Source organism: Frigoriflavimonas asaccharolytica (assembly GCF_013294015.1).
GTDB lineage: Bacteria > Bacteroidota > Bacteroidia > Flavobacteriales > Weeksellaceae > Frigoriflavimonas > Frigoriflavimonas asaccharolytica.
In genome coordinates this window covers 1-25627 of sequence record NZ_JABSNO010000032.1, presented here as the reverse complement: position 1 = coordinate 25627, position 25627 = coordinate 1, and the positions used below count along the sequence as shown (strand labels likewise).

Here is a 25627-nt window from a genome sequence, read left to right as displayed (position 1 = left end):
TTTTGTAAAAATTGACCTACAATATTGGCTGGATAAACCTTTTGAAGAGCACATAGAACCGCCACCAAAATTTATACAAGGGGTTCTTTTTTAAAGAACGTAATTTTATATCAATCAACTCAATAAAATAACGCATTTTTACAACAAACAATTTTGTTTAGGACAGGATTGATTCAAGATACTTATTTTGAAATTCAGGTTTTACAGAACTATGATAAAATACAAATTTATAGAAAGAATCGCCACCACAAGATCTCTCGTAAACTCTATTGTTATCATTTATACAGGTTCTTTTTTCATAACCAATTAATTTTTTATTAATTTTTATAGGTGTTTGATTATAATTTCTGAAATAATTATTCTCAAATATTAAAGGTTGCTTTATTTTTTTGACAACATTATAATTCTATATCTGTCTATCATATTCTCCTGGAAGATTTTTTGGAACAATTCTGCCATCTTTTAAGGTGTCAAAAATTATTCTTTCAAATTTTTTGAATTTATGAATATCTATTTGATGTTCGTAAATAGGAACTTCGGATTGCACAAAATTAATTTCTTTATTAAAAACCAAAAAAATAGTATCTGATTTAGAAACAACAGAATCCAGATATTTTGATTTCCTTTCGTAATCACTTTGTTGTGATAATACCATATTAAAAATCATTAAAGAAATTATTAAAACTATCTTTTTCATTTTAATTACAAATTGAATTCAATGGGTACTCCTAATTACTTCCTGCAAATTTACCTTTTTCGATAATATCTTCAATAATGTCATTAAATAAACCAATAGTAATATTTCCCCACCAATAGGTATTTTTCCCCAATTTCGATACCGTTCGTTAATTTTTCAATTGCTGTGGTTGATCTCCGGTTGGTTTGTAGTTGGATTGAAGTTTGAATTGCATTAAACAAAATTACGAAAAAGAAAAGAGGCTACCTCAATTTAGAGACAGCCTCTGAATACTGTTCTTGCTAAAATAGAATTTTACCCGTTTCTCCCATTTATAAAGAATATATTACTTCCACCTCTTTAAATGTAACCATACCATCTTTATTCCCTTTATCATAAATAAAATATTTTGTTTTTTCAGGTAAGAAAAAAACTATATCAAAATCGAAAGCTAACTTATATGGGTAAATTCTATTCCTCTCAATGTAACCTTCTGCGACTTGGTGAAAGGGGTCTATTGCAGGATATTTTTTATCTATTTCTTTGTAATGAATTTTTATTTCTCCCAAAGGGTTGCCGCACACAAACACATTCTTTTTGAGACTTTCATATCTAAATGACGCAATTAAATTTTTGCGTAAACTATCAGATTTATTTTTATATTCATCCATGTGTTCATCATTTATGTCATAATGAACAAAACGATAAATTAATTTTTTGCCTAATTTATTTTCCGACACAAAGGAAAATTCTTTACTAAAGGTATATGTTGTATAAGTTCCAATTTTTTTTGATTTAATTATTAAATCCTTTTTTTCCTTATTATACCAGGGATTACCCGCAAAGGTTGAAATAATAACTAATGTATCAGTGTTTTTTTTTATAGAATCAAGATATTTTGCTCTTTTCTCAAAATTTTGAGAAAAGAGCAAATTTGATATTAGAATTATTATTGTAAAAACTATTTTTTTCATCTTAATTACAACTGTCTTTTGCAGGAATTAACACACTCAAATCAAAACTTCCTTTAGGTATAAAGTTTTGAGTATAGTAAGGGAAATTTTTATATCTATCATTCACTTGTAAAGGAAAATTTGCAATGTCTTTAGTATTTAGCCAGTTGTGAAAATAATTCGTTTTCATTAAAGCTGTCATTGTTGCATATTCGCTTACTTCATATTTCCAATTAAATCCAAATTGATTTGCCATATTCGTTTGCCATCCTTGTGTTTCATTATTCCAATCATGATTTTGATGTAGAAAATTTGCTAAAGCGTCTGCATATGTTTGTGTATCAAAATATGGTAAACCAAAAATTTCTTCCATCCAGTAAGGGTGTATTTCTCCTGTTTGTAAATTCATAATTTTTTTTATGTGCATACAAATAACAGCTGCTAAATGTTCTTCAGGAATATTACTGTTAAAATCATTATTTTCACATATAGTTGGTAGATTATATGCAAGTGTTGGTACACCAGTAGCAGGATCCCATTGCAACATATGCCAATTCTTAAGGTCATTCAACATAAATGCATGTAAAAGTTCATGTATCAAGGTTGCTTCATTAAATAAATTTGAAGTATTATTTGTATTAATAACAATTTCTAAAATATTTCCATTATCGAATGACCTTGTTTGTCCTAAATAATTTGTTCCTAAATTTTCTCCTTTAAAAGCAATTGAAGGAGCATTAGTACCATTAAATTTTCTTAACATTTTTTGGAAAAGATTATCATTTGCAGGGTTTGCTGGTAAAGTTATTTTATTATCAGATAAGTTAGTATCACCAGATATTTTTTGTAAAATACATTTTACGTCAGTATTATTTAATGTTTCATCAATCAATATTGGTTTTGGCTTCACAGGAAAAACAATCACTCCCGAACCATCATCACAAGGCGAGGTAATCTTGGGTGCAACCTTGTTCGCATTGGCTTCTATGGCTAATACTTTTATTTGAATTTGATCGCAAGCATTTGTATAAACAGTGGCGATTACAGGGCCTGTACAAACTGGGCCATTACACGGTCCTTCACGTATATCATAACTTTTTGTCCAATCTCCGCAATTGTTAGATCCACCTGTGCCTCCAGAACTTCCGCCTCCTCCAGAGCTTCCACCACCTCCACTAGAACCACCACCAGAACTACCTCCATTAGGAGGAAAAGAAGGCCAATTAGGGTTGCGTGGATTTGCAGGTGGTTGATTATTTGGAGGAATACCAATTCCGCCTATTGGATTTCCTCCACCTGGTGGAATTTCTGTTGGAGGATATGGTGGATAATATGGTGGTCAAGGACCTTCCCCACCGATAAATGCTGTAATCCCAATTACCTTCTCATCTAATCCGTATGCCGTTACTTTACCACTAAAATTTTGAAATACATTTTCGGGCTTTTCCCCATATTCTACATCAGATTCATATTCCAAAACCTTTGCATCTACAATAATACCTCGCACTTCTTTTGCTTCAAAATTGTAAATGGTTTTTTCATCTCCCGTATTCACTAAATCAAAAATGTAATACGCTACATCTTCATCTTCTGTTTTTTTCAAAATAAAAGAGCTTTCTAAATTTGCAAAATTAATATTTCCTTTTGCTAAAGAAGAATTTTTAAACTTGCTTTTCACCTGGATTTTTAGATCGGTTCGCCCTGTTTTATTCTTAATAAATTTTGTAACGTGAGGTATGTCCTTTAATTGAACTACCTTAAATTTTGAGGTACTTGCATTATATTTTTCTTCCTCTTGTAGCATGATGTCTTGCCTACAACTTACTATAAGTAGTAAAAGTGTGCAAAAAGCAAAAATGCTTTTAAATAATTTTTTCTTCACATGGTTTATGTTTTTAGTTAATTATGTTGCAAGGATAAATAATTTTTATATAATTTCAACTATTATTAACAAAAATTTCTTAATTTTAATTCATTAACCTTAAAATATATCGATATGGCAATCACAAACTTAGACAGCACGCATCTTACTGTAGCACAATTAACCACTGCACAAAATGCTCTTCCAGAATTAGAAAATGCTTTGGCAAGCATTAACGTAAATCTTTCTGTTGAAGACCGCCAAAAGTATGGAAGCATCAACGAGCAAAACAAATTATTCGTGAATAAGGTTTCAGATTTCAACAAAAACCAATCTTCTTTAAGCGCAGCAGAAGTAGATTGGGCGGAGTTTGAGAAAGATTTTACATCTCGCCAAATCTATGAAGACATCATCGCAAGATTAGAAAGCATTACGACAAGTTTGAAAAATGCAAAAATTCTTCACGATTATGATAATTATCAAGCCGCGCTTATAGATTATGGTTTCACATCTTACAAAGCCGGAACAGCATCACCAGGTTTTGAAACAAAACAAAATGAACTAAAACAATTTTTCACCAAAGCACCCAAGATTAGTGAAATACCACCTACTACATAAATCATAATAAAAAACTAGAATCAACAAGCCCAAAACTCCTATTTTGGACTTTTTTAGTGTAATGATGAGTTGCTAAAACCCTAATGACATACTTCCAAAGTGGTATTTTGAGGTCTTGAAGGCAACTCACGGTATCTTATACCCAAACGTTTGGGTTGTATAACCCCAAAATATAGTTGCAGAACCCCAAGATAAGGTCTCGCAACCCCAAAATTTCACTTTTGAACCTCAAATTTTGGGTTGTATAACCTCAAGTGATATATCTGGGACGTGTAGCGAGGGGTTTTGGCTAACTCAACCTGACAAATCAAGCACATCTAGACAATACAACCTAAATTTTTTAAACAAATCTTAACTTAATTAAATATAGAAAAGAATATAAAATTATTCTTACTGATTTAATACAGATTTTTTATAAAATATTTAATAAAAAAAACCTCATCAAAATTGATGAGGTTTAGAATACATATTTTTAATGAAGCTATTTCGTTGCTGGTGCTGCAGGAGCAGGAGCATTTTGTGGTGCTTCTGCTGTTGGTGCTTCTGCTTTTGGTGCATTGATGTCGTTTTGCAATTGAATTTCTGGCTGCTGTACTGCAGGAGCTGTCAATCCGGTTGCTTTGTCTAAAGCTGTCACCATTTCTGGATCTCCAAGATTGAAGAATAATCTGCTGGCAACTTTTCCGTTTTTGTCTACGATCACAAAACTTGGTTGTAATTTGAAACCGTAAATGCCAAATTTCTTAGCAAAATCTCCCGTTAATCCTCCTTCAGCATAGTAATTTGTTCCTGGAATTCCTTTCATCAAAGCGCTGCTTGTTTTGGTGAATTGCTCTTTATTATCATCAAAATTGATGAAGGCAAAATTCATATCTTTTTTGTAGAATCCAATTACTTGATTTAAAATTGGAACCGTTTGATCTTTGATATAAGGAGTCCAAGATGCATAAAACATAAGCAATGTTGGTTTGCCATTAAAATCCGCAGTTTTGAAAGGTTTACCATCTGCAGTCATCAAACTTGCTTCTGGCAATGCTTCTCCAACTTTCAAACCGCCAATAGCAAATTGTATCGTTTTCAAATCTTTTTTAATGCTTGCATCTTTAATATCTGCATCTATGATCTTTCCTATTTTGTCTTGTACTTCTTGGGTTGCCGTTGGCTGAAGATCTGCTTGAGAAATGATATATGCTAAAAGATAATCTTTTGCAGTATCAGAAAGTTCTGTTCTTTTTTTAAGATATTCTGCAAAAAGTTCTGAAGTTGTAGGTTGTATTGTAAGACCTTTTGTTTTTCCTTCTGCAAATTTTGAAAAATCTTCACTCATTTTCGTTAGTAAATAAGTTCTGTACGCAGGATGTTCTTTTACAAGAAGTTCTTTATCTTTTTGCAAACTTTCTTCATAGTCTGCAAATTCTTTAGAAATTTTGAAAGCAGGATTTCCAGATGATTGTTTTTTAAAACCTTCGTATTGTGGAAAGATAGAAAGCATACCAGTTCTGATATCATTTTTCTTCCACTCAATAACTTTTTTATCAGCGCTAAATTTTTCACCGTTTTCGTCTATGCTTTTCATGAGGTCTGCCTCAATTTTTTTCAAAGCTGCAAGGAAAGTTTTTTCATCTTTACTCATCTTACTTTGTAGATCTAAATTTTTGGTATAGTTCTGCATAAATTTTTGAACAGCTTGCAAGAAATCATTATTATTCTTTGCATCTCCAACGATTTTAAATTCCTGTGGAAATGTTTCTCCATTACCAGAAATTTCTAATTTTTGCCCTTGTTTTAGGTAGATGATGTTTTCTTTTCCAGCGTAGGTAATTACATACATTCCGTCGTTTGGCGCGTCAAAACCACCTGTAAATTTACCATCCTTCCCTATTCCTACATTTACCAAAGGCAAGGTAGCAACTCCAGATGCTTCTATAAACTCTATTCTTTCTAAAGGTGAACCTCCCTTTATAGTTGCCGTAAAATCTACTTTTTTGGAGCAAGATGTTGCAAAAATTGAGAGAATAAAAATTAACAAATATTTTTTAATCATTTTAGTGTTATTATTTTTTACAAAAGATTGAATCTTCGATTTCATGTGTGAATTTAATTTCCGCAAAAATAAGTTTTTGTTTTGTTTAAATGAAATTTGAACTTATAAATTTTTATTAAAATATATAAATAAATTTTCAAACATTTAGATTGCAAAAAATCAATTTTCAAGTATTAAATCAGCTGCTTTTTCTGCAATCATAATGCATGCAGCATTGGTATTTCCTGTGACTATATCTGGCATTATAGATGCGTCTGCAATTCTTAAATTTTCTATATTATGAACTTTTAAATTACTATTTACCACAGAATTTTCATCATTCCCCATTCTGCAAGTTCCCACAGGATGATAAAGTGTTTCCAAAGTTTTTTTGATGTGTTCTGCATATTGCTCGTCAGAAGAATTTCTTGGTGGCCAATTCATCTTCGAAGCTCGTACTTCATCAAATTGTGGAGAATCTAATATTTGTAGAGATTTTTTTAAGCCAAAAATTAATCTTTTTAAATCATTTTCTTTAGATAAAAAATTGGGCTGAATTTTAGGCGCAATTCTACTATCCGCGGAATTAAGCCCTATAAAACCGGAACTTTCTGGATGCAGCAATACCGTTAAAATGGTATGACCATTTGTTTTTGGTAAGGAAAACGGATTGTACAAATCTGCCTGATAATCTGTTCCTATATGTAAAGGCGAAAAATGAAATTGCAAATCTGCAACCTCTTCCTCTTCTGAAGATTTGAAAAAAGAAGTAGTTTCTATAATAGAATGATTAAACAATGACTCTTTTTTTCTCATGTACTGCAACATATTTTGAAGAAAACCGCTTGGTTTTGTGATAGAATTTAAGCCATTTTCTTTGCTAAAATCGCTACAACCTGTCCAGATATGATCTTTCAAGTTTTCTCCAACAGCTTGATTGTCTACTAGAACTTCTATGTTGAATTTTTTTAATTCATCTTTTGGGCCGATGCCAGAAATTTTTAATATTTGTGGAGATTTTATGGCACCTGCACACAAAATAATCTCTTTTCTACAAAAAACTTGTTCGGTTGTATTTCTGCCTGTGAAAATTTCTACACCAACTGCTTTCCCATCTTTGATTATGATCTTTTTTACTTCGGCTCCAGTTCTTATTTTTAAATTTTCTCTTTGGTATATAGGTTTTAGAAAAGCTTCGTATGTACTTTGTCTGATGTTATTATGAATAGTATATTGCAGGAATGAAGTTCCTTCTTGATATTTCCCATTATAATCTTCGTTGAAATCTAGTCCAAATTCTTGGCAAGCAGCTATAAAAGCATAGGAAGATTTGTGGTATTTTTGCCGCAATGAGACGTTTAATTCTCCATTTTTCCCATGGAAATGGTCATTAAAAGAATGGTTGTTTTCAGATTTTTTGAAATATTTTAAAACTTCAGCATATTCCCAACCATTGTTTCCTAGTTGTTTCCAAAGATTATAATCCTTTGCACTTCCACGAACATAAGCCATTGCATTTGTAGCACTTGATCCTCCTAAAGCTTTACCTCTTGGGATGAATATTTTTCTATTATTTACGAATTTTTGGGGTTCTGTAGAAAAAGCCCAGTCCATTTTACTGCGATTTAGCAAACTATACCACCCTGGAATTTTGGATAAAAATGTGGGTTTTCCTCCAGCTTCTAGCAGTAAGACTGAGTTTTCTGCATTTGTGGACAATCGGTTTGCAAGTACGCCACCAGAACTTCCAGCGCCAATTACGATATAATCTGGGTTCATCTTTAAAAAGTATTTTGGATAATAAAGATACGCGTTTTTGAGGAAGAAATTATTATGCAACGCTCTCAAAACTAGAATTGAATTGGAATCAAAGCTAAAATCTAATAGCCCCGATAGAAGCGGCATCCTTTTTTGCCTGGAGATTGCTTCGTACCTCGCGATGACCTTCAATAGCAAAAAAAATATAGCGGATAGCGGGAAATAGCTCCAAAAAAAACTAAAATAACTAATTGAAGTAGTCAATTAGCTCCAAAAAAATAATAGCGATCTCGTAAGAAAGCGTATTGTGGCGCATTCCTAACGAAAAAAAACGTGCCTTTTGACACGTTTCTATAAAAAAAGAACGCGCTATGAAGCGCGTTCTTACAAATATTTTTAAAAGATTATCCTCGATCTGCGTTTGCTACGAAAAATTCTCTGTTCATTCTGGCGATTACTTCTAAAGAGATTCCTTTTGGACATTCTACTTCACAAGCTCCAGTGTTTGAGCAGTTTCCGAAGCCTTCTTCATCCATTGCTTTTACCATATTTAGAACTCTTCTTTTTGCTTCTACTCTACCTTGTGGCAATAGCGCATATTGAGATACTTTTGCACCTACAAATAGCATTGCAGAACCATTTTTACAAGTGGCAACACATGCTCCACAACCGATGCAAGCTGCAGCATCCATTGCGTGATCTGCATCTTCTTTTGGTACCAAGATTGCGTTTGCATCTAAAGTGTTTCCGGAAGTATTTACAGAAATAAAACCTCCTGCAGCCATTACTCTATCAAAAGAAGAACGATCTACGGCTAAATCTTTAATTACCGGAAAAGCTGCACTTCTCCAAGGTTCTATGGTGATGGTTTCGCCATTTTTGAAATGACGCATGTGCAATTGGCAAGTTGTAATACCAGTATCTGGACCATGTGGACGACCATTGATGTACATTGCGCAACTTCCGCAGATACCTTCTCTACAATCATGATCGAAAGCGACTGTATCTTTGCCATCGTTGATCAATTGCTCGTTCAGCATATCCATCATTTCTAAGAATGAGGAATCTGGAGAAACTTCTGCAATTTGGTAAGTTTCAAACTGACCTTTTGTTTTATTATTTTTCTGTCTCCAAATTTTCAGAGTCAGGTTTAATCCTTTTTGTGTACTCATAATATTATTCTTTGGAGATTATTTATAACTTCTTGTTTTAACTTCGATATTTTCATATATCAATTCTTCTTTATGCAAGACCTCTTGGTTGATGTCTGCACCTTGGTATTCCCAACATGCGGCAAATTTGTAATTTTCGTCGTCTCTTTGAGCTTCACCTTCGGGTGTAGAATACTCAGTACGATAATGTCCGCCACAACTTTCTTTTCTTTCTAGTGCGTCTTTTGCCATTAATTGTCCTAATTCTAAGAAATCTGCAACACGGAAAGCTTTTTCTAATTCTCCGTTCATCGCGCTATCACCTGGAACGCGTACATTTTGCCAGAAATCTTTTCTTATCTCTGCTATTTCTGCAATAGCTTGCTGCAAACCTTCTGCATCTCTTGCCATTCCTACTTTGTTCCACATTACCAGTCCTAATTTCTTGTGGAAATAATCTACAGAATGTGCTCCGTTATTATTCATAAAGAAATCTACTTTATCTTGAATTTCTTTTTCTGCCTGTGTAAACTCTGCACTTTCTGTGGAAATTGCTCCGGTTCTGATATCTGCAGAAAGATAATCTGCAATGGTATAAGGCAACACGAAATATCCATCTGCCAAACCTTGCATCAATGCAGATGCACCTAATCTATTGGCGCCGTGATCTGAAAAATTGGCTTCACCAACTACAAAACAACCTGGGATTGTAGATTGTAAATTGTAATCTACCCAAACTCCGCCCATTGTATAGTGTACGGCAGGATAAATCTTCATTGGTGTTTCGTAAGGATTTTCTGCTGTAATCTTTTCATACATTACAAATAGATTTCCATATTTCTCTTCTATCCAAGCTTTTCCTAAATCATAAATTTGCTGATCTGTAGGATTGTGGATATTTTTTTCGATAGCTGATTCGTGCCCTTTTTTGGTAATTTCTGTAGAGAAATCTAAATAAACACCTTCATTGGTATCATTATTTTCTATCCCAAAACCTGCATCACATCTTTCTTTTGCTGCCCTAGAAGCAACATCACGAGGAACTAAATTTCCAAAAGCTGGATATCTTCTTTCCAAATAATAATCTCTATTTTCTGGTGCTATATCTTTCGCTTTCAATCTGCCTTCGCGAACTGCAACTGCATCTTCTAAATTTTTTGGCACCCAAATACGTCCAGAATTCCGTAGAGATTCAGACATTAAGGTTAATTTGGATTGGGCAGTACCATGAACTGGAATACAAGTTGGGTGAATCTGCACATAACAAGGATTTGCGAAATACGCTCCTTTTTTATGAATTTTCCAAGCGGCAGAAACGTTGGATCCCATTGCATTGGTAGAAAGGAAATACACATTTCCGTAACCACCAGAAGCAATAACAACTGCGTGTGCAGAGTGTTTTTCAATTTCTCCGGTTACTAAATTTCTTGCGATTATTCCTCTAGCTTTACCATCAACAAGTACCAAATCCATCATTTCATGACGGTTGTACATTTTCACTCTTCCTTTTCCAATTTGTCTGGATAAAGAAGAATATGCACCTAATAATAATTGCTGACCAGTTTGGCCTTTTGCATAAAATGTTCTTTTCACTTGAACACCACCGAAAGAACGATTGTCTAATTGACCGCCGTAATCTCTACCAAAAGGAACACCTTGAGAAACACATTGATCTATAATATTTGCAGAAACTTCTGCCAATCTATATACATTGGCTTCACGAGATCTGTAATCTCCACCTTTTATAGTGTCGTAGAATAATCTATAAGTAGAATCTCCGTCTCCTTGATAATTTTTTGCAGCATTAATTCCACCTTGAGCTGCAATAGAATGCGCTCTTCTTGGAGAATCTTGGTAGCAAAATGCTTTTACATTATAGCCTTGCTCTGCAAGTGTAGCTGCGGCAGAACCTCCGGCTAAACCTGTACCTACTACAATAATATCTATCTTATCACGATTATTAGGCGCAACAAGATTCATGTGGTTTTTATGATTAATCCATTTTTGATCTAAAGGACCTTCTGGAATTTTTGAATCTAATTTGTTCATAATTTTATGAAATTATTGAGTTAGAAAATGAAACAAAGCAATAACGATGAAGCCTGCAGGAATGATTATTGAAAACCAATTTCCGAAAGCTTTCAAAGCAGGAGTATATTTTGGATGTCTTGCTCCAACAGATTGAAATGAAGATTGAAAACCATGCGCTAAATGCAATCCTAAAAGTATAAAGGAAATTATATAGATACCGGTTCTAATTGGGCTTTGGAACTTACTGTGAAGATCTGTCCAAAATCTTTCTTGCTCTACAGGAAGACCTTCTATATATTTATAGCTCATCTCATGGTACCAAAAATCGTACATATGAAGACCTAAGAAAGCCAAAATAACTAGACCAGAGATAATCATATTTCTAGACATCCAAGTGGAATTTTCTGATGGATTATTTACTCCATATTTTACAGGCCTAGCTGCATTATTTCTTATTTCTAATACAAAACCCATTACGAAATGGAAAATAACACCTGCTACTAGAATCGGCTGCATTACAAATTGCACCAAAGGATTGTAGCCCATGAAATTCGAAGCATTATTGTAAACAGTTGGCCCGAAAAGTGAGAGTAAATTTACAACGAGATGCAATATTAGAAAAGACAGCAGAAAAAATGCTGAAAGTGCCATAGCATATTTTCTTCCAATAGAAGAACTGGTTAAACTTGCCATAATTATTTTAATTTGAATTTGTACAAAGTTAACGATTTGTTAACGTTTTTGAAAATGACAGAAGTCAGAATATTGTAGTTTGTAATGTTTCTAAATAGGGCGTTTGTATTGCCAATTATCTGCGAATTAAAAACAATACCTACTTCTTAAAAATTTATACAATCTATTTTTGAGATTTTACAGCGGTTACAACTTGACCTTCTAGTTTGGTAATATTATCGAAAATTTGCTTAAATGCTTCATAATATTCTTTTTGATAAATTGCAGAACTGATAGTTGTAGAGGTTTCTATAATTAATTTATTACCTTCTTTATTCACAAAGTACAAATAAGAAATAGCATTATCATCTGTCCGAAATTTCTTTGATGATGGAATATTTTCAAATTGATAACCTTCTGGTAATTGAATAGTCACCTTCTTGGTTTTTGTGTAGGCGGACAAGAATTCTATGGCAGATTTGCGCTCCTCTTCTTGATTAAAATCATGATTTTTGGCGTGTAGAAAAAGAAGTGGATTAAATACTAATTTATTTCCAATTGCATCAACAAAAGAATCTGATTCAAAATTAAACGTTGTTTCAAAACCGTTATTTCCTTTGCTTTCACTTTTAATATTTTTGAGTGGAAAAGCATATTTATCTTTGTATACTTTTTGATACTCCTCTTTATTCATTTCATACATTTCTTTGCCCATCATGGCAAATAAATTACTGTCAAAATCGGAAAATTGCCCACTAAATGTACCATCTTTATTCAGATTTGCTTCTATAGACAAAATCGTTTCACTTTTATCTTTATAGGTGATATCTATCTGTTTAGAATTTTTTTCAGTCATTAAATATCCTATATAATTTAATGCTCTTGGTGGCAAACTATTTTTACTAGAATATTTGCTCGTTGCATCGTATAGTAAAGATTCTTCTCCTAATTGCACATGGGCGATCACATAATTAAGTTGATATAATGATGGAAAAGCGGTGTTCAAACTACCTTTTCCTACGGTAGATAATACGACGGGATTAGCTTCTAAACCTGCATCTTTTAATAATAGAATCAATAAAAAATTAATTTCTGCAGAATTACCAATTTTGGTAGATATAAGGTTTTTAACCCCGTCATTAGAAACCACTCCAACTTCATTATTCCATTTATAGTTACTTTGCACAAAGTGCAATATTGCATTTGCTTTCTCTTCTAGATTGGTATTAGATTTTATAGTTGCTGGCAAAAAATTTTTCACAACATTCGTTTTTCGCAACTCGCTGCCAAAATTTTCATTTTGATAAAGCGTCTTTCTCACATCTTCCCAAGTTTGGGTATATTTTGTGAGTCCGCTGCGGAAGAAAGTAGAATTTACCTCGGGTTTTATAGAAGATTTATAGTTGTAATTGTTGCCAACAAAATTCTCGTCTTTGTATGCCGCTACATTTTTATAAGCGTAAGTGTAACTATTGTGAGTTCCTCCAAATATTTCTTTTTTTTCGTAAAAGTTATAATCTGGTATTAAAGTTCCGGTGTAGTTTATTGTGTAAGAAATCTCTGTGGGCGCTTCTAATACATACTCCAAATATTTAATAGGGATTTCTCGCTGAATCATCACTTTTGGTATTGAATAGAAAAATGGAGTTTCTACAGAATATTTGTATTCCACAATAGATCCATCTTTCACCTCTGGAAATGCAAATTTTGTAATGCTATAGTCTTTGTCTTCTTTTGATTTAAATTTGGAATCTTTTTCAACTTTCGTAGCTTTTATCTTGCCGTCTACTAAATTATAGGTGAAAGCTTCGAGCTTCATCAATTTTTCTCGTCCGTTGTACCCATCATAAAGAGAAATTTGATGATCTAAGTAATCTGAAGCTTTATCTTTATTATATATTTTCACGCGATTGATGATTTCTACATACATCATTCCATTATAATCAACTCTGTAATAATAGGATGCATACAATATTTCTGCAGAAGCCTCAGCTTTTTCATTAGATTTTTTGCTTTGCAAATCTTCAATAGTTAATGCAGGAACCTTTAAAAATTCTGGTTTTTGTGCAGCAACCAGATGAGCAATCAACATAAACAGGACAGAAAATATAGCTTTTTTCATACGCTTTATTAAATTTTAAGATAATTATAATTTTGTAATAAGAACTTTGGTACTATCAAAGTTGGCAGCCTTCTTTCGAAAATCTACATAATTTTGATATTTCTCTTTTGGATAGGTTCCTCTATTTATCGATAATACTCTACGAACTTGCAATTTTCCGTTTGCATTACCAAAGGATATCGTATAGTTTCCAAATTCTGATTTTAATTCTTGATTTTTAGGTATTTCTGAAAATTGATAACCTGCAGGAATATCAAATTCAACTTCATAATCGTCTTCATAAGGAAACGCTGTTTCGAATGGCAGCTTTCTCTCTTCCCCATTTTCCATAATAGTTACGCTATAAAAAGGCATCACCCGGAAAAAAATATCATTGCCCAACTTTTTGGAATAATCGGCAGCTTCAAAGGCTAAATCATAATCAATTTCTGCAATATCTCTATTGTTTTTGAGATTAATTACTTCCATTTTTTCTATTTTCAGGTTGCCGTGTTTATTTTTCACTGCTTGCTTTAAGTCTACAGCATTGTAATAAAAAAGAGGAATATTTAAATCATATTGACCACCAGAAAATTTAAAATTGGAGACTACAGAAATACCATTATTTTCTTGAATTTTTACTTTAGATTTCAAAACTTCTTTACTATCTTTTGGTTGGTAAATCGGTGTATTTATTAATTCTATACCTTTTTCACTTACGGCCAAAACATTTCTGTAATGCGAGGTATAGTTTAAGTGGTTGTACGCAATATTTTGAGAAGTATTTTCTAGCCAAATGGGATCTTTCTCTGTGGGAATCATCAAAATTGCATGATTTCCAGATAATTCAATAAAATTTGGATCATAGCTTTTGGCAGAGGGATTATCATTAATTACACAAAAATAAGAAGGGATATCTGCTGCAGCTAGTAAAGTCCTCATGTAGTTTGTAAGTGCTTTGCAATCTCCGTATCCTTTTTTTCTTACATCTTCTGCTTCCATTGGTTGCCATCCACCAATACCCATCGTTACCAAAATATAGTGCGTTTTACTTTGCATATACTGATAAATTTTTTTCACTTTTTCAGAAGTTGTGCCAGTTAATTTTAAACCTTCTATTTCTTTTTTAATTTCTGGAGTTATCGCAGATTGTGGTGAAATAAGCTTCTCATAATACCATTTCCCCAACGTATTCCAATTAGAATTATCTCCAATATTGCCTGCTAAAGAAAATTTCTGCAACGCAAAATCAATATTTGGCACCAAAAAATCTATGCTTGGCGTCAATTGCTCGCTTTCTATTGCCGCTATATTTTCGTAAAAATATTTTGATGTTGTTCCAGATATAGACGATTTTACTTTTGCTAAAAAAGTGTCAGATATTTTTGTATTTAGAATAATGCCTGATTTATTTTCGATAATAATTTCAGAATTTTCTACCGCCAAATTAAAATTTTGCAAAGGTCGAAAATAATTTAAGTAAGCGGTATTGGATGTTTTTGTGATGTAAGAATATTTTATGGTGTAAGGATAAGTATGAACCAACGGTCTCAAAAATAAAATCCTATCGTCTACATACAAAGCATTCGAAGGATTATGAGATACATCTGTGAAATCTTTTTTAGCATATTTTTTTATTTCCTTCCCGTCTTTATCAAATACGAATACTTTTACATCGTTAATTTTGGAATATGGATTGTAAGGTATGCCAATCGCACCAAATTCATCTCCACTAGAACTCAAAATACTAATGGTCGTTTCCTCAGAAATCTCCATATCATTTACTGAATTTATGGTGTAGATTTCAGAATGATTTCTAACAACGGCATAAGCGTTTTTTTGTAAATCTGCAGAAATAGAACTTATTTTAATATCCTGAGAATGAAATAATGAACCAAGGATTAATGAAAAAATTAAATACAGATTTTTCAAAATAAATATGTTAAGGTTTTGTTAAAAACAAATATAAGAATATTATTGAATACTCTTAAAAAAAATTTAAATCATTGAAAAAGATTAAACTTTACTTCACCTCAAACTTTTTATTTCCCAGAACAATAGAATCTACGGATTGTGGCACTTTCTTTATTTGAAAATCTGATGTCCGAATGGAGGTTAAATAAGGATTAACAACAAAATTCTTAACATTCATTTCGTCTGCATTGTTTTTCATATAAAAAACGACTGAATTATTTTTCTTCCTAGAAACTATTTTTTGCTTGTAATATTGATGCGTAACAATCTCTTCTTTTTGTTGAAAATAAAAATATAAGCCAACACGCACAGCCAAGAAAAAGATGAAAATATAGCCGAGATTCAGAATGGTTTTTAAATTAAATTTTGTGAAAATAAATCTCAAATAGTATAGAAATACACATAAAATAGCGACTTCAAATATATTCATTGCGATGTTTTGCACCAGAAAGAAATCAAAACTAGAAAGCCAATGTATAATTTTTAATATAAAATTGGAAACAGAATCATAGACGTTAAAAATTGCGAAAGTTTTTAGACCAAAAGCGACTAAAATAGTAATAAATAATGCCCCAATTATTAATATTTCTATGGCAGGAAGTATAATTAAATTTGCCAAAATAGAAATCCATGAATACTGATGGAAATAAAATAAAACCAACGGCAATGTGCCCAATTGAGCAGAAGTAGTAACGGAAAAAATATTTTTGAATAAATTCAAAACCTTATTTTGCCATTTCGGGAACCATTGCAAAATAGGCTGATTAAACCAAAATATACCCAAAACTGCAGAAAAGCTTAATTGAAAACCAACATCAAAAAATTGATTCACATTAAACAACAGAATCACAAATGCTGCCAGAGAAATAGAATGTAAAAAGTCAGTTTTTCTTTGCAAAATCACATAAGAAAAGTAAATGGTCAACATCAAACAAGCACGAAATACAGAACTTCCAAGACCGATAAATACCGCAAACATCCAAATAAAAAGAATACTAGAAATAATTGCCAACCTTCTCCATCTCGGTGGGAATATTTTGATGAAAATAAAATAAAAAAGTCCAAAAATAATGGCGATATGCGTACCAGAAATTGCCAAAATATGCACCAAACCAGTTTTCTGAAAATCCGAAACTGTAACAGAGTTCATTTCCGTTCTATCTGCGAGTATAATCCCTTTTATAAGTTCTTTTGTATTGTAAGAAATACTAGATTTTTCAATTTTCTGCAATAATTCTAGTCTATTCTGCTTGATAATTTCGGCGAAATTTAAAGATTTCCTACTGCTTTTCTTAAAACCTTTTGGAAGATAAGTTTGATAGAAAATCCCCTTTCGCTGCAAATATTTTTGATAATTAAATTGATAATCATTTTGCGGCGGCTCTATTTTGGAAACAAAACCAGTAGCTTGATAAAAATTTTTAAAATCTAGTTCTTCTTCAGATTTTGGAATGATGATGATACTTCTAAAACTAAGAGAATCAGCAATTTTCTGTGCAGCGCTTTTCCAAGCAATCACTTCGTATTTCCTATTTTTATCGTTGGATTTTAATTTTTTGTCTAATTTAAAAATCAGCGTTTCCTCTTTTTCTAATTTCGGAAATCTTGGAATTTGGTTTTGAAAAAAATGCATAAAAACACCCAAGCCAAAAGCAATTATCACATAAAATATATTTTTGAATCGTAGAAGTTTTATATTTTTTGTGAAGAAAATAATTAAGGCTAATGCAGACAAAACCAAAACAATACAAACTTTATTTACGGACAAGCCGAAGAATTCCTGAGCAAGAATACCCAAAATAAAACTTAGAAGTAAAATGACTAAAGGCTGTTTTTGCAAAGTGGTAAATTAAAATAAATTTACTACAATTTTATTTAATTACTTATAATTATTTCTGCGGCAACTTCACTTGCGCCAGCTCCACCCAATTTATCTCGAAGCTGTTTGTATTCTTCTAAAATCTTAGTTCGATTTTCGTCCAAAATTAAATTTAATTCCGAAACTAAATTATTGGTATTCAAATCTTTCTGTATCAGCTCTTTCACTACTTCCCTATCCATTATCAAATTGACCAAAGAAATATATTTAATGTTTTTTACAACTCTTTTACCGATTTCGTAAGAAATTTGGCTGCTCTTGTAGCACACCACTTCTGGAATATTTAATAACGCAGTTTCTAAAGTAGCCGTTCCAGAAGTAACCAATGCCGCTTCGGAACAACGCAGAAGATCATAAGTTCTGTTAGAAACAAAATGCACATTCTCATCTACAAAATTTTGATAAAAAGATTTCGGCAAACTTGGCGCCCCAGCAATTACAAATTGATAATCAGTAAAGTAACTTCTTACAGACAACATTATTTGGAGCATTTTCTCTACCTCTTGTTCTCTGCTTCCGGGCAAAAGTGCAATTATTTTCTTATCATTTAGTTGATGTTCTTTCTTAAATGTATCAATTGATAATTCTGGCAAATCTGAAATCGCATCCAATAACGGATGGCCAACAAAATGTGCATCAACATGATGCTTTTTGTAAAACTCCTTCTCGAAAGGCAAAATAACAAGCATTTCATCTACATACTTTTTTATTTTTTCTACTCTCCCTTCTTTCCAAGCCCAAAGTTGCGGCGAAATATAATAAACTACTTTTATTCCTAAACTTTTTGCAAATTCTGCAATTCTTAAATTAAAGCCAGGATAATCAATTAAAATCAAAACATCTGGTTTGTAATTTTTAATATCCTCTTTGCAAAATTTAATATTTTTAAAAATAGTTCTTAGGTTTTTTGCCACTTCTAAAAAGCCCATGAACGCTAAATCTTTATAATGTTTCACTGGTGGAAAGCCAACAGCTTTTTCCATCAAATCTCCACCCCAAAATCGAAACTCTGCGGTATTGTCTTTCTTAATTAATGCTTTTAATAAATTGCTTCCATGCAAATCTCCAGAAGCTTCGCCTGCAATGATGTAGTATTTCAAATTTATAAATGTTAATTCTAGAAATTGAACAATTCTTATTATAAACAAAAATTATCCTTAAATTTGTTTCAAAGATAAAATAAAAAAATGTCTGATTTAGAAATAAAAAATAAAATAGCCGAAAGCGGATTGGTAAACTTTGATATTGCTACACTTTTGCCAAAAGGAAAAAGGATTGGTATAGATTTAAAAGATTTTCTCTTTCAAGAAATGATTTTGAAGGAGAAAGATTTCCGAGAAAAAATTGCCGCTTTAAATATAGATGATTATAAAGATTGCTACATCTACATCTACAATTCTGCAGATGCCATTGTTCCACTTTGGGCATATTTCCTTATCACAGCGCAAATAACGCACGTTACAAAAAAAATAATTTTTGGAAACAGAGAAGATTTGGAAGTCCTTTTGATGCACAACGCTATCCAAACCTATGATTTTACAGAAATGATGGGAAAAAGAGTATTAGTAAAGGGTTGCACAGAAGAAAACATTCCTCTTAATGCATATATAGAATTGGTAGAACAATTGAAACCACTTGTAAAATCGTTGATGTTTGGCGAGGCTTGTTCCAACGTTCCTATATTTAAAAATTAAATCCATACAACCGATTGGAGCAATTTTTGTTAACTTTATTATTCAAATTTACAAATAACCTTAAAAAATTTTAAAAAATTATGAGTTTAATCGACCTAATCACAGGAAGTACCGGAAATCAAGTAGCTACACAAGCAGAAAACAAATTTGGAATCAGCAAAGGACAAGTAATTGCACTTTTGGCAGTTGCAGCACCTTTAGTAATTTCTTATTTAAAAAATAAATCCAAAGATGCTAAAGAAGCAGAAGCTTTGAATAATGCATTGGATCGCGATCACAACGGAAGCATTTTGAATGATCCTTCGCAAGCAGAAGCAAGACAAGCGGAAGGAGGTTCTATATTAGACCATATTTTTGGTGGACAAAAATCTACTGTAGAAAATCAATTGTCTCAAAATACTGGAATTTCTATGGAGAAAATCGGACCGATTTTAGCAATGTTGGCACCAGTTATCATGGGATATATTGGAAAAGAAAAACAATCTAGCGGCGTAACTTCTGGTGGTGGATTAGGAGATTTACTTGGTGGCATTTTAGGAAGTGCCAATCAGCAAGCACAAGGAGAAAACACCAATCCTATTAACGATATTTTAGGAGGAATTCTGGGAAATGGAGGTTCTAGTCCAGAATCTGGAAATCCATTAGGAAGCATTTTAGGAAGTGTACTTGGTGGTGGAAATCAACCACAAGGCGGAATTGGTGGCTTATTAGGCAGCCTTCTTGGCGGAAAATAATTTCTGAATTTAATATAAAAAAATCGTCCTGATACATTTATCAGGACGATTTTCTATTTGTTTGCGAAAGTTCTATCCTTCGTTTTCTGCAATAGCTTCAAAACTTTCTACTTTTTCAGCTTTTTTCGCAGGAGCTTTTTTTATTTTAAGCCGGCTTTTTTTCTTCTTTCTTTTCTACAACTGCCGCTTCAGCTTTAGCAAAAAGTGGTGTAGACCCTTTTCTCAATCTCTTTTTTCCGTAGCTTCCATTGGTAACTTTCCCTCTTCTGGATCTTTTGTCTCCTTTTCCCATAATATTTTATTTTTAATTTCGAGAAAATTACGAATTAAATTTCTATTAAGCAATTTTAGCCATTGATAATTTCACAATCTATAATTTGGGCGTGCCCTTTCCAATGCTGTCGCATTGGAAAGGTCGGGCTATCCGTTGCAATTCCTCATTTCGCTACGCTGCATTCCGGGATTTCCACTTCTATCCCTCACGCAAAGTTTCGCTTTGATTGAAATTTTATTTATAAAAGAAATGGAATTTCCTTATCTCAGCGTTGTTAGAGCTTGAAGCTCTAACAACGCTTTTCCAATTGAAAAAAATATTAAATAAAAACAATTTTTTATTGTAATTCAATAATTAATTATAAATTTGCAGTAATAAAATATTAAATCACATGAAATTAATCGGCAAAAACTCAGTTTCATTTTATCTCAGTTATTTGTTTTTAACAATTTCTGTATTTTTCATTCTACATTTAGTCTATCAAGGCCTTGGACATTTGCTTTTATATTACAAACATGAAAGTGGAAGCAATTTATTTCCGAACGCATTTCAATTAGGAAATGATGTCGGATGGTCAAAAAACAAATACACCGAACCAATGAATGATCTTCTGAAATTCAAAATGAACTATCCATTTACGGAGACTCAAATGGTAACAGGAATTTATGGAAACATTAACCAAATAATAAGCAATTTATTCGGTTTTCTATTTGGTGGCGCATTCTTTTATATTTCTTTTAAAAGTTTTAAAGAAATGGGAAGCGATAAACTATTCAATTCTAATGCAATAAAATGGTTAAAAATGTTTGCTTACCTAAATCTTGCTTATGCAATGATAGCATTATGCCAAATGTTCATGTTTTACGGAGTTGACGGATTTGCAATTATATCAATTTTCGCTTTCACATTTTTAGGAATTATCGTGCTTTTCATTGTCCAATTTTTTAAAAAAGGATACGAATTACAATCTCAAAGTGATCTAACAATATAAAATATGCCGATAATTATAAACATAGACGTCATGCTTGCAAAACGCAAAATGCAAAGTCAGGAATTGGCAGAAATCATTGGAATTACCCAAGCCAACCTATCCATTCTAAAAACTGGAAAAGCAAAAGCTTTAAAAGTTTCAACATTAGAAGCCATTTGCAAAGCCTTGGAATGTCAACCAGGAGATTTATTAGAATTCAAACCTTGAAATAATAAAATATTTTAATGTAGAGCGTTGTTAGAGCTTGAAGCTCTAACAACGCTTTTCCATTCCAAAAATGATTCTAAAATAGTATCTTTGCAGCTGAAATTTAAGCAAAATCTATAACAAAAATTTAATTTTAAAAACGATAAAAATTATAACTTTTTTTAGAAATTAAAGTGCAAATTTTTATATTCTATATATTTTCCTTTATATTGCAAGCATAAATTATAAAAAAACAAACAAAGTATGAAAAATTCAATTTTCTTAAAAATGGGGGTATTGCTCTTTTCGTATTATTAATTTTTAACGCTTGTAGGCAGGAAAACATTCTATTGCAAGAGGATAGCCAACATCATTTTAAATATCAAGTTGCCTACTTAAATAATAGCGAGTTTTCTAAAAACAAAGTTCTTGCTTCTACAGTAGAAAATATCTCAGAAAATGTCTTTAAGAAATCTGGTCCTATGAATAAAAACATGAGTGTTCAAGATTCGCTTTTGGAGGGTGCAGTTATTTTAACTTCAAACGTTTTAGAAATTACGGAGGGGTCAAAAATTTCTTATACTTTTCCAATCGTTAGAAATTTCTACACCAACAGGGTAGAGAATTTGGTTTTGCGAAAAAATGCAGATAATAGTTTTTCTGGTATTTTGATGCAATACAATTTAACAACAGCCGAAAAAGCACAATACATCAATGGCAGTTTTTCAGATTTTACTGGGAAAATTGATGTATATAAAATTAATAATCTATCAATTGCAGGTCAATCTCAAGTTGCAAAGGATTGGAGTTGTTGGACTTTGGTTTATCAAGCAAATCCTTGTACAAATGGTGCCGGTCATGCTTATGGACACGCTTGTTTACCTGGTTCTAATCCTGCAAATGCTGCACAGCCAAATACTTTGGTTGCAGTTATTAATAATTGTCCAGATTTAGATGAACCAGGACCACCAGTGATTCCTGGTGGTGGTGCATCTTCTGGTTCACCTGGTGGTTCACCTAGTGGTGGAGCTGGTGGCGACACAGCTTATACACCACAAAATCCTTATAATACATTTATGCTTCTACCCTTTGGAGATGCAAATTTTTCTTGTGCAGAAGGAGATATAGTGTGTGTAGAGCAAAGAGCATTTAATGCTCAATTGCAAGAATTTTTCAGTGGACATAAAAATAATCTAGGCATACTAGCAAGATATAATCCTATTCTAAAAAGAGTTGGCGACTATTTACGACTTAACAATTTTAGTGAAGCCGATAAGATCTTTTTGAAGGATCGTCTAACTTTAATAGCAAATTGGCTTGTACAACAGGATAATAGCAGCCCAGAAAAAGAATTAGAAAATTATAGGTATGCAGATTGGGCTTTAAACTATCTTATTATCTCTAATACTTCAAATTTTTCTTATTTACAGGCACATCCGACAGATTTTAATATTCTTTATATGGAGAATATAGATGCGGCAGGTAGTGATTTTGCAGATGCATCTGCAAATGTAATATTAGACATTTTAATCAATCAAGAGAATGGGACTCTTTCTAGTTTAGATACTTCTTGGCCAAGTTTAGAAGTTTTGAAGCAACAAGTCAAACAAGCTATTTCCTATGGTATTTATACAACTGCAAAACATGCAAGAAACTATTTATATTTACCAATGGCAAAAGCTGCAGCCAAATATCCATCCTCAATTTATTGGTCAAATAAAGCCGTTGATAGAATAAGAATTGATGCTGTAACTCCTTTAGTAAATTTTAATACAAACACAATGCAATGGCAAGATTTATTTAATATTTGGCTTTTTGAGCTGACACCTTCAAATTTTCCTTACAGTTCGGTAAATTTTACAGGTGGCGCCAATATCGTAAGTGGTAATAATATTTATAATCCTGCAACAAATGCAGTAAGTAATTTTCCACAAGGGAATACAACTGGACTGCTAAATATAAAACAAAAACTTTCTAATGGTTTACAGATGTTCCAAACTGCGACGGGATATTTTCATTACGATGTAAACGCATTCTATTCAACATTATCAAATCAAAACATTGGGATACAAATGTTAGGATCCTATCCAATAACTGCGTTTGTAATTTCAAAAACTGGTAATTCAGCTTTAGTTCAATTTACAATCACTAATGATTTAGGCTGGGATTCTGCGACAAGATTCATAAAAGGAGAAAATGGTTTATCAAATCAAGGTGTTATAGATGATAAAGATGTAGGAACAGGTATTCATTTAGGTGGAACTATAACAAACAATTTCACATGGACGCAAACAATCACCTTTTAAAAAAATCATTATACATTATTGTGATTTTGTTCGGTTTTAATTGTTGTAATGATAAAAAGATTAAAGAAGACATAAATATATATGATACAGAAAGCAAATTTTTAACATTAAATAATGCGAAGGGAAAATATTACTTCGTACCTAGTTTAAGTGACAACCAAAATCCAAATTATAAAACATTTAGTCTTAAAAAAGGTGATACTTTATATTTCGAAATTAAATCTGATTCGACATTTATATATAATTACTTCTATCATGATAGAATGCGAAGAATTGATAATTATAAAGGTAAAATTATTAAAAATTTAGTAGATAAAAATAAAATTTTTATACCTTTTCCTAATGGGTCATTCGATGTCCAAGGATTTCTAACCACAAATAAAGATACAATTTTTTATACTAGATTAAGTATGGAACATTATGAAAATTATGAATATCAATTATTTTATAAAAAAGTTAAATGATTTTATGTGGCAGAAAGAGGATATATTAAAGGTACAAATAGCGGTGGAAATCAAGGTGTAATTGGAAATAAACCCGTTGGATCACGCATGCATCTAGGAGGTACAATTACAAATAATTTCACATGGACAGAAACAATAAATTTTTAAAATTTATATTTACAAGTGTTGCTTTGATAGCACTTGTACATTGTATTGGAGGAAATGAAAAAGAGGCAATATTCGCCTTACCCGATTATGGACCTACATTAAATGAGGCGATTGGAAAATACTATTTTGTTCCTAAAAAAGATGAATTTTATAATAGAGATGATTACAAATATTTAAATTTGAAAAAAGGAGACACATTATTTTTAGAAATAAAAAAAGATTCAACCTATTTTTTCAATAAATTTTATTTTAATCAAGGAGAATTAAAAAATAATTTGTCAGGAAAAATAAAAGTTGGAAAAAATTCGTTTGGCTTATCTCCAAATTTAGAAATAAAAAATGCAAATATATACATGTTGGGATTTAAAAAATCAAAAGAAACTGGGTTGTATTATTATTATGGTATAAATAGTCCTACAGACGGAACAGAATTTGAATATTATATTTTGTATAAAAAAATGAAATGATATGAGATACTAATAAGTAAATTACGCGATACTCTTTTTTTTAATTTCTATCTCTACTTTTTCACAAAGTAAATTTAACTTTAAAAGAATTACTTTTATTCAAAAAGATTCTATTACCAATATAGAAGACTATAAAAAGGGGATGGTAGGAAGTTTCGCAGAAATGGATAAAACGCTTACGCCTTTATTTATAGGATTTTCAGAAACATTAGGAAAAAAGGATTTTCAACAAGATAAAGTTGAAATGAAAAAATTAGAAGATAGTTTAATAAATAATTTTTCTAAGAAAAGTGTTGAAAAGGAAAAAACGATTTTTTATTTCCAAAAAATAAATGACAGCATCATAGAACGTGGTTCAAACAAAGATCCATTTCCAGACAGCAGTATTTTTATTAACACCAAAATTTCTAAAGAATTTTATGATTATCCTTATCCAGCAAATGATATTGCATTCAAAATATCTTATAAGAAAATTGCAAATCTAAAAATTAAAGAATTCAGGAAATCTAAAAAAATAATTAATGGAATTAAGTGTTTTAAAATAAAAGCATCTTACACTACAATTGCAGTATTGTCTTAAACGCAAATAACTGGACACTTTTTTCTAATTGAATTTTAATTTAAGGACTCTTTATCCGACATATCTATTCCGATTTTTTTTAAGAAT

Annotated in this window: 25 protein-coding genes; 11 read left to right on the top strand and 14 right to left on the bottom strand. The window is 31.8% G+C overall.

Annotation, left to right across the window (positions count from 1 at the left end):
- Nucleotides 1–406: 406 nt before the first annotated feature.
- From HNQ03_RS14770 to HNQ03_RS14760, 3 genes are all read right to left on the bottom strand, one after another.
- Nucleotides 407–697, bottom strand: coding sequence for a hypothetical protein (locus HNQ03_RS14770; RefSeq protein ID WP_173780471.1), 291 nt, complete (start codon nucleotides 695–697; stop codon nucleotides 407–409).
- A gap of 311 nt (nucleotides 698–1008) precedes the next feature.
- Nucleotides 1009–1650: a hypothetical protein gene (locus HNQ03_RS14765; protein ID WP_173780470.1), complete on the bottom strand. Its 642-nt coding sequence runs from the start codon at nucleotides 1648–1650 to the stop codon at nucleotides 1009–1011.
- 1 nt (nucleotide 1651) lies between these two features.
- Nucleotides 1652–2521: a hypothetical protein gene (locus tag HNQ03_RS14760; RefSeq protein WP_173780469.1), complete on the bottom strand. Its 870-nt coding sequence runs from the start codon at nucleotides 2519–2521 to the stop codon at nucleotides 1652–1654.
- 223 nt (nucleotides 2522–2744) lie between these two features.
- Here HNQ03_RS14760 and HNQ03_RS14755 point away from each other — a divergent pair, with 223 nt between their 5' ends.
- Nucleotides 2745–2882, top strand: a complete 138-nt coding sequence (locus HNQ03_RS14755) for a hypothetical protein (RefSeq protein WP_173780468.1) — start codon at nucleotides 2745–2747, stop codon at nucleotides 2880–2882.
- A gap of 86 nt (nucleotides 2883–2968) precedes the next feature.
- Here HNQ03_RS14755 and HNQ03_RS14750 read toward each other — a convergent pair whose 3' ends face one another.
- Nucleotides 2969–3511 carry a hypothetical protein gene (locus HNQ03_RS14750; protein WP_173780467.1) on the bottom strand — a complete coding sequence of 181 codons (543 nt, stop codon included), beginning with the start codon at nucleotides 3509–3511 and terminating at the stop codon, nucleotides 2969–2971.
- A 114-nt stretch (nucleotides 3512–3625) separates the two neighbouring features.
- On the opposite strand from HNQ03_RS14750, the gene HNQ03_RS14745 reads away from it, so the two are divergent.
- Entirely contained in the window at nucleotides 3626–4108 is a 483-nt protein-coding gene (locus HNQ03_RS14745; RefSeq protein ID WP_173780466.1) for a hypothetical protein, read from the top strand.
- Between the two features lie 481 nt (nucleotides 4109–4589).
- On the opposite strand, the gene HNQ03_RS14740 is transcribed toward HNQ03_RS14745, so the two are convergent.
- From HNQ03_RS14740 to lpxB, 9 genes are all read right to left on the bottom strand, one after another.
- Nucleotides 4590–6152: a TlpA family protein disulfide reductase gene (locus tag HNQ03_RS14740; protein WP_194305196.1), complete on the bottom strand. Its 1563-nt coding sequence runs from the start codon at nucleotides 6150–6152 to the stop codon at nucleotides 4590–4592.
- Between the two features lie 159 nt (nucleotides 6153–6311).
- Nucleotides 6312–7910, bottom strand: a complete 1599-nt coding sequence (locus HNQ03_RS14735) for a GMC family oxidoreductase (protein WP_173780465.1) — start codon at nucleotides 7908–7910, stop codon at nucleotides 6312–6314.
- 383 nt (nucleotides 7911–8293) lie between these two features.
- Nucleotides 8294–9061: a succinate dehydrogenase/fumarate reductase iron-sulfur subunit gene (locus HNQ03_RS14730; RefSeq protein WP_173780464.1), complete on the bottom strand. Its 768-nt coding sequence runs from the start codon at nucleotides 9059–9061 to the stop codon at nucleotides 8294–8296.
- An 18-nt stretch (nucleotides 9062–9079) separates the two neighbouring features.
- Nucleotides 9080–11089, bottom strand: a complete 2010-nt coding sequence (locus HNQ03_RS14725) for a fumarate reductase/succinate dehydrogenase flavoprotein subunit (protein WP_173780463.1) — start codon at nucleotides 11087–11089, stop codon at nucleotides 9080–9082.
- A 12-nt stretch (nucleotides 11090–11101) separates the two neighbouring features.
- Nucleotides 11102–11764: a succinate dehydrogenase cytochrome b subunit gene (locus tag HNQ03_RS14720; RefSeq protein ID WP_173780462.1), complete on the bottom strand. Its 663-nt coding sequence runs from the start codon at nucleotides 11762–11764 to the stop codon at nucleotides 11102–11104.
- A gap of 163 nt (nucleotides 11765–11927) precedes the next feature.
- Complete coding sequence (locus tag HNQ03_RS14715; RefSeq protein ID WP_173780461.1) at nucleotides 11928–13865, bottom strand: DUF3857 domain-containing protein; 1938 nt, start codon at nucleotides 13863–13865, stop codon at nucleotides 11928–11930.
- 24 nt (nucleotides 13866–13889) lie between these two features.
- Nucleotides 13890–15776 (bottom strand): DUF3857 domain-containing protein, encoded by a 1887-nt coding sequence (locus HNQ03_RS14710; RefSeq protein ID WP_173780460.1) that lies wholly within the window; start codon nucleotides 15774–15776, stop codon nucleotides 13890–13892.
- Between the two features lie 91 nt (nucleotides 15777–15867).
- Nucleotides 15868–17658 carry a ComEC/Rec2 family competence protein gene (locus HNQ03_RS14705; protein WP_173780459.1) on the bottom strand — a complete coding sequence of 597 codons (1791 nt, stop codon included), beginning with the start codon at nucleotides 17656–17658 and terminating at the stop codon, nucleotides 15868–15870.
- Between the two features lie 35 nt (nucleotides 17659–17693).
- Nucleotides 17694–18797 carry a lipid-A-disaccharide synthase gene (gene lpxB / locus HNQ03_RS14700; protein ID WP_173780458.1) on the bottom strand — a complete coding sequence of 368 codons (1104 nt, stop codon included), beginning with the start codon at nucleotides 18795–18797 and terminating at the stop codon, nucleotides 17694–17696.
- 87 nt (nucleotides 18798–18884) lie between these two features.
- Between lpxB and HNQ03_RS14695 the strand changes: the two genes are divergently transcribed.
- Nucleotides 18885–19391, top strand: a complete 507-nt coding sequence (locus HNQ03_RS14695) for a DUF2480 family protein (RefSeq protein ID WP_173780457.1) — start codon at nucleotides 18885–18887, stop codon at nucleotides 19389–19391.
- Nucleotides 19392–19471: 80 nt separating this feature from the next.
- Nucleotides 19472–20125 carry a DUF937 domain-containing protein gene (locus HNQ03_RS14690; protein ID WP_173780456.1) on the top strand — a complete coding sequence of 218 codons (654 nt, stop codon included), beginning with the start codon at nucleotides 19472–19474 and terminating at the stop codon, nucleotides 20123–20125.
- 145 nt (nucleotides 20126–20270) lie between these two features.
- Here HNQ03_RS14690 and HNQ03_RS14685 read toward each other — a convergent pair whose 3' ends face one another.
- The gene (locus HNQ03_RS14685) at nucleotides 20271–20417 is read right to left on the bottom strand and encodes a 30S ribosomal protein THX (protein WP_173780455.1); all 147 of its coding nucleotides are present in this window, start codon (nucleotides 20415–20417) and stop codon (nucleotides 20271–20273) included.
- A 373-nt stretch (nucleotides 20418–20790) separates the two neighbouring features.
- Here HNQ03_RS14685 and HNQ03_RS14680 point away from each other — a divergent pair, with 373 nt between their 5' ends.
- The 7 genes from HNQ03_RS14680 to HNQ03_RS14650 all read left to right on the top strand — a co-directional run bounded on the left by HNQ03_RS14680 (nucleotide 20791) and on the right by HNQ03_RS14650 (nucleotide 25540).
- Complete coding sequence (locus HNQ03_RS14680) at nucleotides 20791–21390, top strand: DUF2975 domain-containing protein (RefSeq protein ID WP_173780454.1); 600 nt, start codon at nucleotides 20791–20793, stop codon at nucleotides 21388–21390.
- 3 nt (nucleotides 21391–21393) lie between these two features.
- Complete coding sequence (locus HNQ03_RS14675) at nucleotides 21394–21597, top strand: helix-turn-helix domain-containing protein (RefSeq protein WP_173780453.1); 204 nt, start codon at nucleotides 21394–21396, stop codon at nucleotides 21595–21597.
- Between the two features lie 329 nt (nucleotides 21598–21926).
- The gene (locus HNQ03_RS14670) at nucleotides 21927–23882 is read left to right on the top strand and encodes a hypothetical protein (RefSeq protein ID WP_173780452.1); all 1956 of its coding nucleotides are present in this window, start codon (nucleotides 21927–21929) and stop codon (nucleotides 23880–23882) included.
- A complete protein-coding gene (locus HNQ03_RS14665) occupies nucleotides 23858–24346 on the top strand; it encodes a hypothetical protein (protein WP_173780451.1) in 489 nt (162 codons plus the stop codon). Before HNQ03_RS14670 ends, HNQ03_RS14665 begins: the two co-directional genes overlap by 25 nt.
- Before the next feature lie 6 nt (nucleotides 24347–24352).
- A complete protein-coding gene (locus HNQ03_RS14660; protein WP_173780450.1) occupies nucleotides 24353–24493 on the top strand; it encodes a hypothetical protein in 141 nt (46 codons plus the stop codon).
- Nucleotides 24469–24960, top strand: a complete 492-nt coding sequence (locus tag HNQ03_RS14655; protein WP_173780449.1) for a hypothetical protein — start codon at nucleotides 24469–24471, stop codon at nucleotides 24958–24960. The genes HNQ03_RS14660 and HNQ03_RS14655 overlap by 25 nt, the downstream gene beginning before the upstream one ends.
- Nucleotides 24961–25102: 142 nt before the next feature.
- Nucleotides 25103–25540: a hypothetical protein gene (locus HNQ03_RS14650; protein WP_173780448.1), complete on the top strand. Its 438-nt coding sequence runs from the start codon at nucleotides 25103–25105 to the stop codon at nucleotides 25538–25540.
- Nucleotides 25541–25627: the final 87 nt, after the last annotated feature.